Origin of the sequence: Comamonas sp. (genome assembly GCF_036643215.1) — a bacterium.
In the GTDB taxonomy this organism is placed as follows: domain Bacteria; phylum Pseudomonadota; class Gammaproteobacteria; order Burkholderiales; family Burkholderiaceae_C; genus Comamonas.
On the sequence record NZ_JAVXSJ010000050.1, the window covers coordinates 1 to 12,908 of the forward strand.

Genomic DNA, 12,908 nt, shown 5'->3' on the forward strand with positions numbered 1-12,908 from the left:
CGTACATGTAAACCTCTTTACTTTGAGAGTTCTGCAGACGAATTTCCACAGAGCCAGCGATTCTAACACGCACTTAAAAATCACGCTCAGATCAACCCCACAGAGACCGCAAGCAAGTCCCGCGCAAGTCATCAATGAAAAAAGAGCAACACTCTATTTCTATAATCCTTGATCCACTTGGCGGTTCAATCACCTTGACTACAGAAATATCCACATCCAATCCGCTTGCCCTGATCGCAGATGACATGCGTGAAGTGGATCTTGTCATTGCGCAGCGATTGACAACCAGCGTTCCTCTGATTGCACAGATCTCCCAGTACATCATCGCGGCGGGCGGCAAACGTTTGCGCCCTGCGCTGCTGCTGTTGATCAGTGGTGCTCTTGGTTACCAAGGCAAGAAAAAGTACACCCTGGCAGCGGTAGTGGAGCTGATCCATACCGCCACCTTGCTGCATGACGATGTGGTGGACGAGTCCACGCTGCGCCGCGGCCGTGCAACGGCCAACGAGACGTTTGGCAACCCTGCCAGTGTTCTGGTGGGTGACTTTCTGCACACACGGTCCTTTCAGATGATGGTGGAAGTGGGCAGCATGCGCGTGCTGCAAATCCTGTCGGACGCCACCAATGTGATTGCTGAAGGTGAAGTTCAGCAGCTCATCAACACGCATGACGCATCGCTGGATGAGGCAGGCTATCTGCACGTCATTCGCTCCAAGACCGCTCAGCTCTTTGAAGCCAGCGCCCAGTTGGCCGCTGTTCTGGCAGATGCACCTGCCGAAGTTGAGCAAGCCTGCGCCGCCTACGGTCAGGCCTTGGGAACCGCCTTCCAGATCATTGACGATGTACTGGACTACACAGGCAATGCGCAGGAGATGGGTAAGAACCTGGGCGACGACTTGCGCGAAGGCAAATGCACCCTGCCACTGATTGCAGCCATGCAACGCGGCACCCCCGAGCAGGCAGCCATTGTTCGCAATGCCATTGAACAAGGCTCAACCGATCAGTTGGAAGCCGTTGTTGAAATCGTGCGCAACACGGGCGCTCTGGACATTGCCAGAGCTGCCGCTCACAGCGAAGCCCTGCGCGCCATCGATGCTCTGGGCGCCTTGCCAAACAACGCGCACACTGCCAGCTTGCTTGATCTGGCCTCTCAGCTACTGGAGCGCCGCACCTAACTCAGCAGCTAAACCGCACGCTTACGGGCGGCCGTTTAGCTAGGCAGAGTGCTTAGCTCGAGACAAGAGATCCAGGACGGGTCTCTTAGACTCGACCAATCACGGCTTTATCACCGTTTCTTGAGCCACATTCAAATGCGTTGCTTTGTCGCTTGCATACGACTTTGCCTCATACCTTGAGCAACCACAAGAATGGTAGGATAAGTCTTCCCCTTACCCTCTCAGAACCGGATACATGGCTGCTGCCGATAACCTGCAAAAACCCTCTGCTGCCCCCATTGCCATCCCCGGCCTGGGCAGAGCTCTGATTTCAGCAGGCAAAGTTTCCCAGCAAGCAGCCGAGGCAGCAGTCAAGAAGGCCGCGACAAACCGCACGCCCTTTATCACTGAACTCAGCCAGTCCGGCGAAATCAGCGCGCTGGAAATCGCGGAAACCATTTCCACCATGTTCAGCACACCGTTGCTGGACCTGAATGCCATTGATACCCAGCAGCTCCCTCGCGAACTGCTGGACCCAAAGATCAGTACCACCTACCGCGTACTGGCCCTGACCAAGCGCGGAAACCGGATCACCGTCGCAACAGCCGATCCGACACAGCAAGAGGCCGCAGAGCAGATCAAGTTCACGACCCAGTTACTGGTTGACTGGGTTGTCGTCGAGGCAGACAAGCTTCAAAAGCTGATCGACCAGACAGGCAAAAGCGTCAGCGAATCTCTGGAGAGCTACTCCAGCTCGGGCGATTTCGATTTTGATGACGTCAAAATCGAAAATGCCCCTGAAGAAAAAGACAACATTGGCGCGGACGTTGAAGATGCACCCGTCGTCAAGTTCCTGCACAAGATGCTGCTGGACGCCTTCAATATGCGCGCCTCAGACTTGCACTTTGAACCTTACGAGCACAACTACCGCGTGCGTTTTCGCGTGGATGGTGAGTTGCGCGAGATCGCATCTCCTCCTATCGCGATCAAGGACAAGCTGGCCTCGCGCATCAAGGTGATATCGCGACTGGATATTTCAGAAAAACGCATCCCTCAAGACGGCCGCATGAAGCTCAAAGTCGGGCCAGACCGGGTTATCGACTTTCGCGTGAGCACACTACCCACACTGTTTGGCGAGAAGATCGTGATCCGTATTCTGGACCCGAGCTCTGCCAAGATGGGCATCGAGGCACTAGGCTACGAGCCCGAAGAAAAAGAGCGCCTGCTCAAGGCCATCAAGCGCCCCTATGGAATGATTCTGGTGACCGGCCCTACGGGCTCGGGAAAAACGGTTTCGCTCTACACCTGCCTGAACCTACTTAACCAGCCAGGCGTGAACATCGCTACGGCTGAAGACCCTTCCGAAATTAACATGCCTGGCGTCAATCAGGTCAATGTGAACGAGAAGGCGGGCCTGACCTTTGCGGCAGCCCTGAAGTCCTTTCTGCGCCAGGATCCAGACATCATCATGGTGGGTGAAATCCGCGATCTGGAAACAGCGGACATCTCCATCAAGGCTGCGCAAACCGGCCACTTGGTGCTATCGACGCTACACACGAATGATGCGCCGACCACGCTGACGCGCATGCGCAATATGGGGATTGCACCCTTCAATATTGCCTCAAGCGTGATTCTGATTACCGCGCAGCGACTCGCGCGCCGCCTGTGCCCCCAGTGCAAAGAACCTGCAGATATTCCGCATGACGCTTTGCTTGAAGCCGGTTACAACGAAGATGAACTGGATGGCAGCTGGAGCAGCTACAAGCCCGTCGGCTGCCCCGCCTGCAATAACGGCTACAAAGGTCGTGTCGGCATCTATCAGGTCATGCCCATCAGCGAAGAGATGCAGCGCATCATCTTGCGCGATGGCAGCGCATTGGAAATCGCAGCCCAATCCAAGGCAGAAGGCGTACGCTCATTGCGCGCCTCTGGCCTTCATAAAGTTAAATTAGGACAGACCTCACTCGAAGAAGTGCTGGCTGTTACCAACGAGTAAAACCAATACCAGCGAGGGAACGCCATGGCAACCGCAGCGTCCAAGGGAATCAAGGAGTTTCTCTTTGAGTGGGAGGGCAAAGACCGCAACGGAAAAATCGTACGCGGTGAAACACGTGCCGGCGGAGAAAACCAGATTCAGGCTATGCTCCGCCGCCAAGGCGTGACTCCCTCCAAGATCAAAAAGCGCCGAACCCGTGGCGGTAAAAAGATCAAGCCGAAGGATATCGCACTGTTTACCCGCCAGCTGGCGACCATGATGAAGGCTGGCGTCCCACTGCTGCAGTCTTTTGACATTGTGGGCCGTGGCAATACCAACCCCAACGTCACCAAGCTGCTCAACGATATCCGCCTTGATGTAGAGACTGGTACCTCGCTGAGCACCGCTTTTCGCAAGTTCCCTCTGTACTTCGACAGCCTCTACTGCAACCTGGTTGAAGCCGGCGAGGCCGCGGGTATTTTAGAGGCGCTGCTGGACCGGCTTGCCACCTATATGGAAAAGACGGAGGCCATCAAATCCAAGATCAAATCCGCGCTGATGTACCCCATCTCAGTCATGATCGTGGCGTTTGTCGTGGTTGCGGTCATCATGATTTTCGTGATCCCAGCCTTCAAGGAAGTCTTTACCTCGTTCGGAGCCGACCTTCCTGCACCAACGCTAATCGTCATGGGCATCAGTGAGTACTTTGTTCAGTACTGGTGGCTGATTTTTGGCGTGATCGGCGGCGGTGGTTACTTCTTTATGCAAGCTTGGCAGCGTAATGAACGGGTACAGCAGTTCATGGATCGCACCATGCTCAAGCTCCCCATTTTTGGGGTGCTGATCGAAAAATCCTGCGTAGCACGCTGGACTCGTACGCTCTCCACCATGTTTGCGGCTGGCGTTCCTCTGGTCGAGGCTCTGGACTCCGTAGGCGGCGCATCGGGCAATTACCTCTACCAGCAAGCCACGGACAAAATTCAGCAGGAAGTGTCCACCGGCACCAGCCTGACATCAGCCATGGCCAATGCCAACATCTTCCCCTCCATGGTGATTCAGATGTGCGCCATCGGTGAAGAATCTGGCTCCATCGACCACATGCTGGGCAAAGCAGCCGACTTCTACGAAAGTGAAGTCGACGAAATGGTCGCAGGCCTCTCCAGCCTGATGGAGCCCGTCATCATCGTCTTCCTGGGCACGCTGATTGGCGGCATTGTGGTGTCCATGTATCTGCCTATCTTCAAGTTGGGTCAAGTGGTCTGATGATTTCCGAAATTGCATTGAATGCTGCAGCAGGCGGCGTGCTGGGCCTGCTGATTGGCAGTTTTTTAAACGTTGTGATTCACCGCATTCCGCGCATGATGGAACAAGAGTGGCATGGCGAATGCGTGCAATGGGCTGAGGAGCAAAGAGAAAAAGGTGCAAAGATTGAGCTTGCACCCGCTCAGAGCCCTATCACACTCAGCAAGCCGCGTTCGCGCTGCCCGCATTGCGGGCATCAGATCGCCTGGTACGAAAATATCCCCGTACTCAGCTACCTCTTTCTACACGGTCGCTGCGCTGAATGCAAAAAGCCCATCAGCCTGCGCTATCCAGCCATAGAGCTGATCTGCGCCGCACTGTTCGCCTTCTGCCTCGCCCGCGATGGCCTCACACCTACAGGCTTTGCCTGGTGCGGGTTCAGTGCTGCGCTGCTGGCTCTGGCAATGATTGACTGGGACACCACCTTTCTGCCTGACTCCATCACCCTGCCACTGCTCTGGGGTGGGCTGCTTGCATCAGCTCTGCAATGGACTTCCGTGCCACTACTCAGCTCCTTCTGGGGCGCTGTCGCAGGCTATATGTCGCTATGGCTGATCTTCTGGGCCTTCAAGCTGGCAACAGGCAAAGAAGGCATGGGCTACGGCGACTTCAAGCTCTTTGCCGCATTGGGCGCCTGGTTTGGCTGGCAGGCGCTGGTGCCCATCATTCTCATGGCGTCAGTCGTGGGCGCCATCATCGGCATCGCCCTCAAGATCAATAGCAAGCTGCGTGAAGGCGGCTATGTTCCATTTGGCCCCTTCCTGGCAGGCGGCGGCTTTGTGAGCCTGATCTGGGGTCCTCAGGCCATCTTGGGCTTTGTGGGCCTATAAAACCCATGCATGCTGCACCCTCTGCCTCTCCTTTTCGACTGGGCCTGACCGGCGGTATTGGCAGCGGTAAAAGTACGATCGCCCAGCGCTTGCAAGAGCGCGGTGCCACGCTGATTGATGCAGACCATATCTCACGCAGCCTGACAGCCATTGGTGGTGCTGCTCTGCCCAGCATTGCGCAGTCATTTGGTGCAGACCTGATTGATACCCAAGGCGCCCTCAACCGCGCACGCATGCGCGAGCTGGTTTTTGCAGACCCAAAAGCTCGCCAGCAACTTGAAGGCATTCTTCACCCCCTGATTGCCGAGCAAACCTACCAGCAACATGAAGCAGCTATTGCTGCGGGCAGCAAACTCGTTGTTCACGACATTCCTTTGCTGGTGGAGTCCGGGCACTGGCGCAGCAAGCTTGATGGCGTGCTCGTTGTGGATTGCCGCGAAAGCACTCAAGTTGAGCGCGTCATGGCACGTAGCGGCCTGACGCAAGATGCTGTGCAAGACATCATTGCCGCTCAGGCTACGCGTGTGCAACGGCTGGCTGCCGCAGATTGGGTGCTCTATAACGACGAAGGCATCACAATCGATTCTCTCAACACATATACCGATCAAATCGCTGCATGGTTCGGGCTATGATGCGCGTCATGGGGCTTGGCCTGTGCGTGTGATCGCCGCATGTGCACGTTAACCGCTGATTCCTGTGCGCCCCTAGGAGCCCAGCAAACGTGATCCTGTACGAATATCCTTTTAACGAGCGTCTGAGAACCTATCTGCGCCTTGAGCAGTTGTATCGCCGACTGAGCGAGTTGCTGACCCGCGCGCATGCTGTTGATCATCACTTCGTGCTGATCACCATCTTCGAGATCATGGATGTGGCCTCGCGCAGCGATCTGCGCGCCGATGTCCTCAAGGATCTGGAGCGCCAGAAGAACCTCCTCGACGTTCTGCGCGACAACCCCGATATTTCCCAGCACATGCTGCATCAGGTGGCGCGCCAGGTCGAAAGCTGCTTTACCGCTATCAATGCGCAAAGCGGCAAGGCTGGTCAGGCCCTGACTGAAAACGACTGGCTGATGTCCATACGCAGCCGCGTGGGTATTCCAGGCGGCACCTGCAGTTTTGACCTGCCGGCCTATCACGCCTGGCTGAGCCTGGACCCACGCTTTCGCCAGCGCGACCTGGAAGACTGGGCTTCCGAGCTGACCCCGCTAGGCCAGTCTCTTGAGCTGATACTGCAGCTGCTGCGCGAAACCGGCATCCCCCAGCGTGTAGCCGCCGAGCAAGGCGTGTTCCAGCAAGCCATGCCTGCAGGCCGCAGCTTTCAATTGCTGCGCCTGCGCATAGACCCTCACCTCAATCTGGTGCCCGAAATCAGCGGCAACCGCTTGCTGGTGTCCGTGCGCCTGCTCAAGCTGGCCAGCGGCTGCAAGCCCCAGCCCAGCAACGACGACGCTTCTTTTGAGCTGACGCTCTGCGCCTGAGCCTGCCCTGCTTTCATGTACGTTGAGCCGCTGATTGTGGCTCAATTGCTTTCAGGGTTAGCCCACCCGTTTTTTCCAGCTGTGATACACCTGCACCATGAGCACTGACAACCAATCCCCCACCATGGTGAAATGCCCCACCTGCGGTGGCCCCAGCGTTTTTATGCCGACCAACAAGTTCCGGCCTTTCTGTAGCGAGCGCTGCCGCAACATCGATCTGGGTGCCTGGGGCAATGAAGAGTTCCGGGTACCCGCCCAGACTCCGCCCGAAGATGCACCATTTGGCGACCCGCGCACCGAAGCCTGAACCTATTAAAAAAGAGCGCAAGGCGCTCTTTTTTTGAAGCAACCTGCTTCAAGCTTTGGGCTGACTGGCCTCGTAATAGCTCTGATCGAACAACAGGCCACGCTCTTCGCTCAGCCATTGCAGCACAGGGTAAGAGCCGGGCAAGACCGGCGCCACATCCAGCGGCAATTGCTGCCATGCCATTTGCTGACCTTCACGCATCTCAAACTCACCTGACCACTGCATCACCTTGCACCAGTGCAGTCGCACCAGCGCATGCGGGTAATCATGCTCGGTCACCTTCCATGCATGGGCCGTGCCAATGGTCACGCCTAGCTCTTCAATCAGCTCGCGGCGCAGGGCCTGCTCGACGCTCTCGCCCTCTTCCAGCTTGCCACCCGGAAACTCCCAGTAGCCGGCATAGGGCTTGCCAGCAGGACGACTGGTAATCAGCAGCGCACCATCGGATTCGCGCAGCAGCACGCCCACGGCTACGTCAGTGTGCTTGCGTTGCACCTGTGTTTCAGCAGTCACTTCAAACTCTTTCTTTACTCAAGATCTGCTTCTTCAGCCAGACCATCGACATCTGCAATGCGCTTATTCACGTCCACAGGGCGCTCATTGCGGCCCGCGTAGTCGCGTGCAAACTGGTGAGCCACACGACCGCTGCGCGAGCCGCGCTCCAGCGCCCATACCAATGCCTCGGGCCGGGCTGATTCAATCGTCGCCGCATCCATGCCCAGCGCCGACAGCCACTGCGCCACTACGCGCAGGTATTCGTCCTGACTGAAGGGATAGAAGCTGACCCACAAGCCAAAGCGCTCAGACAGAGAAATCTTCTCTTCCACCACCTCGCCGGGGTGAATTTCGCCGTTTTCGCTTTTTTGCTGCGCCAGGTTGTCCGTCATGTACTCGGGCAACAGGTGGCGGCGGTTGCTGGTGGCGTAGACCAGCACATTGGCCGTAGCGGCGGAGACCGAGCCATCCAGCATGGACTTCATGGCCTTGTAGCCGGGCTCCCCTTCTTCAAAGCTCAGGTCATCACAGTAGATGATGAACTTCTCGGGGCGGCTGGCCACTACGTCGACGATATCGGGCAAATCGGTCAGATCAGCCTTATCCACCTCAATCAGGCGCAGGCCTTGCGGCGCATAGCTGTGCAAGCAGGCACGAATCAGCGAGGACTTGCCTGTACCGCGCGCGCCCGTCAGCAGCACGTTATTGGCCGTGCGGCCGCTGACAAACTGCTCGGTATTGCGTGCAATCTTCTCCTTTTGCACGTCAATATTCTGCAAATCAGACAGTTGCATGGCACCCACATGGCGCACAGGCTCCAGCACGCCGCAGCCATTGGCGCGCTTGCGATAGCGCCAGGCGATGGCGTCGTTCCAATCTGCTGGCGCTTGCAGGGGCTGAGGCAGCACGGATTCAATACGCTGCATCAGCTGCTCGGCACGTTCAACCAAGCGCTCCAGGGGGGTCATCACATCTTGCACAAGCCAATCTCCATCTGTTTTTATAGCTGCCAGCGCTTGGCATTGATTGGTTTCAGCCAAAAAAGTGTCTGAAACCTAATAAACACAGGCGCTAGCAGCTTCTCAAATTGCAGCACCCAAAGCGCTTAAAACTGGCACGCCCCACACAAGGGACAGCGAGCAAGCGCCGCCGCGCAGAGAGGCTGTCGTCCCCCTCCGCGAAGCAGAGAGTGGGAAGCGGCGCAGCCGCTCAGGGGGTGTTTACGACCGATAATCAGCGTTGATAGTGACGTACTCGTGACTCAGATCGCAAGTCCACACGGTCTGCACCGCATCGCCACGGCCCAGCGACACGCGCACCAAGATTTCCTGCTGCTTCATCACGCGCTGGCCGTCTTCTTCCTTGTACGAAGGGTTGCGGCCACCGTTGACGACCACATGCACATCGTCCAGATGCAGATCAATTTTGGTCTGATCCAGATCGGCAATACCGGCATAACCCACTGCTGCCAGAATACGACCCAGATTAGGGTCGGAAGCAAAGAAAGCAGTCTTGACCAGAGGCGAATGAGCGATGGAGTACGCAGCCAGTCGGCATTCCTCTTCGTTCTTGCCGCCTTCAACCTTCACCGTGATGAATTTCGTAGCGCCTTCCCCATCACGCACAATGGCTTGAGCCAGTTTTTGTGCGACTTCCAGCAGCGCAGCCTTGAGCTGCTCGCCTTCGGCGCTGGTCAGCGACATGATCTGCGCATTGCCAGCCTTATGTGTGGCGATCAGCACAAACGAATCATTGGTGGAGGTATCGCCATCAATGGTCACGCGGTTGAAGGAGCCATCGGCCAGTTGCTTGACCAGCGGCTGCAGCAACTCAGGTGCAATGGCGGCATCTGTCGCCAAAAAGCCCAGCATGGTGGCCATATTGGGGCGAATCATGCCCGCGCCCTTGCTGATGCCGGTGATGGAGATGGTCTTGCCACCAATGCTCACACTGCGGCTGAAGGCCTTGGGCAGCGTGTCAGTGGTCATGATGCCTTCGGCAGCCGTGCCCCAGTTATCGGCCTTGGCGGCAGCGATAGCCTTGGGCAGACCGGCGACGATGCGGTCCACGGGCAGCTCCTCCATGATCACGCCGGTAGAGAAAGGCAGAATCTCACCCGCCTTCAGGCCCATCTCCTTAGCCAGCGCATCGCAGGTAGCGCGCGCATTGGCCAGACCTGCAGCGCCCGTGCCCGCGTTGGCATTACCGGTGTTGATCACCATGGCACGGACGGCGGGAGTCGCAGCCAGATGCTCCTGGCAAATCTGCACGGGAGCCGCGCAAAAGCGGTTCTGCGTGAACACACCAGCGACCGACGCACCTTCATCCAACAAGAACACCGTCAGGTCCTTACGATTGGCCTTGCGCACACCGGCTTCGGTAATGCCGATGCGAACGCCATTGATCGCCAGCAGATCAGCAGCAACAGGGGCGGAGAGATTCACGGGCATTGCAATAGTCCTTGTGATTGAGAAAAAACGCGCTCCATTATCGGAACAATCCAGGGCGCGCCGGGCTTTATTCGCATCGCCTATGTAAAAAGCCACGGCACAAATACAAACACGGGCCTGAGCCCGTGATGTGAGTGTCGCCTGCCCCCTTGATCAACCAAAGGCCCAGGCTAGAGGCACCAGAAGGTGTCATCGCCATCCCGGGTTAGCGAGAGAGTGGTGAGGCGCAAAGCGCCTCAGGGGTGATCAGGACAGCTTGCCGTGGCAGAGCTTGAACTTCTGACCACTACCGCAAGGGCAAGGGTCGTTGCGGCCCACGTGCACGCCTTCTGGCAAGGCCAGAGGTTCAGCCAGCGTCACATCGTCCTCAATGCTCATGGCTTCGGTTTCCGAAGGCGAGGCATAGCTCATGTGTCCCAGACTTTGCGCACCGCGCTCGTTCATGGCCACAGCGGCTTCGTCCATCTCTTCGGGTGAGCGCACTTGCACGGTCATCAGCACGCGCGTGACTTCGGTCTTGACCTGATCGATGAGCTGACGGAACAGCTCGAACGCTTCGCGCTTGTATTCCTGCTTGGGCTGCTTCTGGGCATAGCCGCGCAGGTGAATGCCCTGGCGCAGATAGTCCAGCGCCGCCAGGTGGTCACGCCAGTTGGTGTCAAAGCTCTGCAGCAGCACCGCACGCTGGAATTGCGTGAAGTTTTCCTGACCGATCACAGCCACCTTGGCCTCGAACATGTCGTGCGCAGCCTTGACGACCTTTTCCAGAATCTCTTCGTCAGTGATGGATTCAGAGGCCGAGACTTCTTGCTGCAGCGGCAGCTCAATCTGCCACTCGCTGGCCAGCACCTTTTCGAGGCCGGGGATATCCCACTGCTCTTCCATGGACTCGGCAGGCACGTAGTGACGCACCAGATCGGTGATCACGTCTTCGCGCATGGCGGCCAGCATGCCGCTTAGGTCGGTCGAATCCAGAATGTCGTTGCGCTGCTGGTAGATGACCTTGCGCTGGTCGTTGGAGACGTCGTCGTACTCCAGCAATTGCTTGCGCATGTCGAAGTTACGGGCTTCCACCTTGCGCTGGGCCGATTCGATGGAGCGAGTCACGATACCCGCTTCAATCGCTTCACCCTCGGGCATCTTCAGGCGATCCATGATGGCCTTGACGCGGTCACCCGCGAAGATGCGCATCAGTTGGTCATCCAGGCTCAGATAGAAACGCGAAGAACCGGGGTCGCCCTGGCGGCCCGAACGACCACGCAACTGGTTGTCGATACGGCGCGACTCATGGCGCTCGGTGGCAATGATGCGCAGACCGCCCAGAGCCACGACCTTGTCGTGAGCCACTTGCCAGTCGGCACGCAACTCTTCCAGCTTGCGCTGACGCTCAGACTCGCTCAGCAACTCGTCGTTTTCAATGGCCGCGACCTCCTTGTCGATATTGCCACCCAGCACGATGTCGGTACCACGGCCCGCCATATTGGTGGCGATGGTGATCATGCCTTCGCTGCCAGCCTGGGCAATGATGTCCGCTTCGCGGTCATGCTGCTTGGCGTTCAGCACTTGGTGCGGCAGACCTTCCTTTGTGAGCAGTTCGTCGATGATTTCAGAGTTCTCGATCGACGTTGTCCCCACCAGCACAGGCTGGCCGCGCTCGTAGCACTCACGGATATCCATGATTGCGGCAGCGTACTTTTCCTTGGTGGTCTTGTAGACGCGGTCGAGCTGATCTTGACGTTTGCTGGGGCGATTGGGAGGAATCACCATGGTCTCCAGACCATAGATTTCCTGGAATTCGTAGGCTTCGGTATCAGCCGTACCGGTCATGCCCGACAGCTTCTTGTACAGACGGAAGTAGTTCTGGAAGGTGATCGAGGCCATGGTCTGGTTCTCGGCCTGAATGACCACACCTTCCTTGGCTTCCACGGCCTGGTGCAGACCATCGCTCCAGCGACGGCCAGCCATCAGACGGCCCGTGAACTCATCCACGATCACGATTTCATCGTTCTGCACCACATAGTGCTGATCGCGGAAATAGAGCTGGTTGGCACGCAGCGCTGCGTACAGGTGGTGCACCAGAGAAATATTGGAGGGGTCGTAGAGCGACGAGCCTTCAGCAATCAGGCCGGCATGGCTCAGCAGGCGCTCAGCCGCTTCGTAACCCTGATCGGTCAGGTAAACCTGATGCGACTTCTCATCCACGGTGAAGTCACCGGGCTTTGTCACGCCTTCGCCCGTGCGGGGGTCGGCTTCGCCTTCCTGGCGAACCAGGTTGGGCACAATCTTGTTCATGGCCACATACATGGCCGTGTGATCTTCGGCAGGGCCGGAGATGATCAGTGGCGTACGCGCTTCGTCGATCAGGATGGAGTCCACCTCGTCGACGATGGCGTAGTTCAGAACGCGCTGCACACGATCATTGGGCTCATAGACCATGTTATCGCGCAGATAGTCGAAGCCGTACTCGTTGTTGGTGCCGTAGGTAATGTCGGAGTTGTACGCCTGCTGCTTGTCTTCACGCGACAGGTTGGGCAGGTTGATACCGACCGACAGACCCAGGAAGTTGTACAGACGCGCCATGGTCCGGGCATCGCGGCTGGCCAGGTAATCGTTGACGGTCACCACGTGCACGCCTTCGCCTGCCAGAGCGTTCAGATAAACGGGCAGCGTGGCGGTCAGCGTCTTGCCTTCACCGGTACGCATTTCAGCAATCTTGCCGTAATGCAGCGCCATGGCACCCAGCATCTGCACGTCAAAGTGACGCATCTTCATGACGCGCTTGGATCCCTCGCGCACCACGGCAAATGCCTCTGGCAGCAAATCATCCAAGGCTTCGCCCTTGGCGACGCGGTCTTTGAACTCCTGCGTCTTGGCGCGCAATGCCTCATCGCTGAGCTTTTCGTACTCAGGCTCCATCG

11 protein-coding genes are annotated in these 12,908 nt (G+C 57.5%); 7 read left to right on the forward strand and 4 right to left on the reverse strand.

The window, feature by feature from the left end; genetic code table 11:
• Nucleotides 1–245: 245 nt before the first annotated feature.
• The 7 genes from RSF91_RS18695 (at nucleotide 246) to RSF91_RS18725 (ending at nucleotide 7,045) form a co-directional block, all read left to right on the forward strand.
• On the forward strand, nucleotides 246–1,175 hold the full coding sequence (locus RSF91_RS18695; RefSeq protein ID WP_332569826.1) for a polyprenyl synthetase family protein: 930 nt from the start codon (nucleotides 246–248) through the stop codon (nucleotides 1,173–1,175).
• 235 nt (nucleotides 1,176–1,410) lie between these two features.
• Entirely contained in the window at nucleotides 1,411–3,150 is a 1,740-nt protein-coding gene (gene pilB / locus RSF91_RS18700; RefSeq protein ID WP_332569827.1) for a type IV-A pilus assembly ATPase PilB, read from the forward strand.
• A 24-nt stretch (nucleotides 3,151–3,174) separates the two neighbouring features.
• A complete protein-coding gene (locus RSF91_RS18705) occupies nucleotides 3,175–4,392 on the forward strand; it encodes a type II secretion system F family protein (protein WP_332569828.1) in 1,218 nt (405 codons plus the stop codon).
• The gene (locus RSF91_RS18710; protein WP_332569829.1) at nucleotides 4,392–5,261 is read left to right on the forward strand and encodes a prepilin peptidase; all 870 of its coding nucleotides are present in this window, start codon (nucleotides 4,392–4,394) and stop codon (nucleotides 5,259–5,261) included. The genes RSF91_RS18705 and RSF91_RS18710 overlap by 1 nt, the downstream gene beginning before the upstream one ends.
• A gap of 5 nt (nucleotides 5,262–5,266) precedes the next feature.
• Nucleotides 5,267–5,893 carry a dephospho-CoA kinase gene (gene coaE, locus RSF91_RS18715; protein WP_332569830.1) on the forward strand — a complete coding sequence of 209 codons (627 nt, stop codon included), beginning with the start codon at nucleotides 5,267–5,269 and terminating at the stop codon, nucleotides 5,891–5,893.
• Nucleotides 5,894–5,982: 89 nt separating this feature from the next.
• Nucleotides 5,983–6,738 (forward strand): cell division protein ZapD, encoded by a 756-nt coding sequence (zapD, locus tag RSF91_RS18720; RefSeq protein WP_198461191.1) that lies wholly within the window; start codon nucleotides 5,983–5,985, stop codon nucleotides 6,736–6,738.
• Nucleotides 6,739–6,835: 97 nt separating this feature from the next.
• On the forward strand, nucleotides 6,836–7,045 hold the full coding sequence (locus RSF91_RS18725; protein WP_099738616.1) for a DNA gyrase inhibitor YacG: 210 nt from the start codon (nucleotides 6,836–6,838) through the stop codon (nucleotides 7,043–7,045).
• Between the two features lie 48 nt (nucleotides 7,046–7,093).
• On the opposite strand, the gene RSF91_RS18730 is transcribed toward RSF91_RS18725, so the two are convergent.
• From RSF91_RS18730 to secA, 4 genes are all read right to left on the reverse strand, one after another.
• Complete coding sequence (locus RSF91_RS18730) at nucleotides 7,094–7,558, reverse strand: NUDIX domain-containing protein (protein WP_332569831.1); 465 nt, start codon at nucleotides 7,556–7,558, stop codon at nucleotides 7,094–7,096.
• Nucleotides 7,559–7,572: 14 nt separating this feature from the next.
• The gene (locus RSF91_RS18735) at nucleotides 7,573–8,508 is read right to left on the reverse strand and encodes an ATP-binding protein (protein WP_332569834.1); all 936 of its coding nucleotides are present in this window, start codon (nucleotides 8,506–8,508) and stop codon (nucleotides 7,573–7,575) included.
• Nucleotides 8,509–8,760: 252 nt separating this feature from the next.
• Nucleotides 8,761–9,990, reverse strand: a complete 1,230-nt coding sequence (gene argJ / locus RSF91_RS18740; RefSeq protein ID WP_332569832.1) for a bifunctional glutamate N-acetyltransferase/amino-acid acetyltransferase ArgJ — start codon at nucleotides 9,988–9,990, stop codon at nucleotides 8,761–8,763.
• 246 nt (nucleotides 9,991–10,236) lie between these two features.
• The coding region (secA, locus tag RSF91_RS18745; RefSeq protein ID WP_332569833.1) for a preprotein translocase subunit SecA at nucleotides 10,237–12,908 on the reverse strand (2,672 nt) is incomplete at its 5' end.

Coding starts and splice junctions, on each gene's coding strand:
- RSF91_RS18695 (WP_332569826.1), top strand. CDS start 246: ATGCGTGAAGTGGATCTTGTCATTGCGCAGCGATTGACAACCAGCGTT.
- pilB (WP_332569827.1), top strand. CDS start 1,411: ATGGCTGCTGCCGATAACCTGCAAAAACCCTCTGCTGCCCCCATTGCC.
- RSF91_RS18705 (WP_332569828.1), top strand. CDS start 3,175: ATGGCAACCGCAGCGTCCAAGGGAATCAAGGAGTTTCTCTTTGAGTGG.
- RSF91_RS18710 (WP_332569829.1), top strand. CDS start 4,392: ATGATTTCCGAAATTGCATTGAATGCTGCAGCAGGCGGCGTGCTGGGC.
- coaE (WP_332569830.1), top strand. CDS start 5,267: ATGCATGCTGCACCCTCTGCCTCTCCTTTTCGACTGGGCCTGACCGGC.
- RSF91_RS18725 (WP_099738616.1), top strand. CDS start 6,836: ATGAGCACTGACAACCAATCCCCCACCATGGTGAAATGCCCCACCTGC.
- RSF91_RS18735 (WP_332569834.1), bottom strand. CDS start 8,508: ATGACCCCCCTGGAGCGCTTGGTTGAACGTGCCGAGCAGCTGATGCAG.
- argJ (WP_332569832.1), bottom strand. CDS start 9,990: ATGCCCGTGAATCTCTCCGCCCCTGTTGCTGCTGATCTGCTGGCGATC.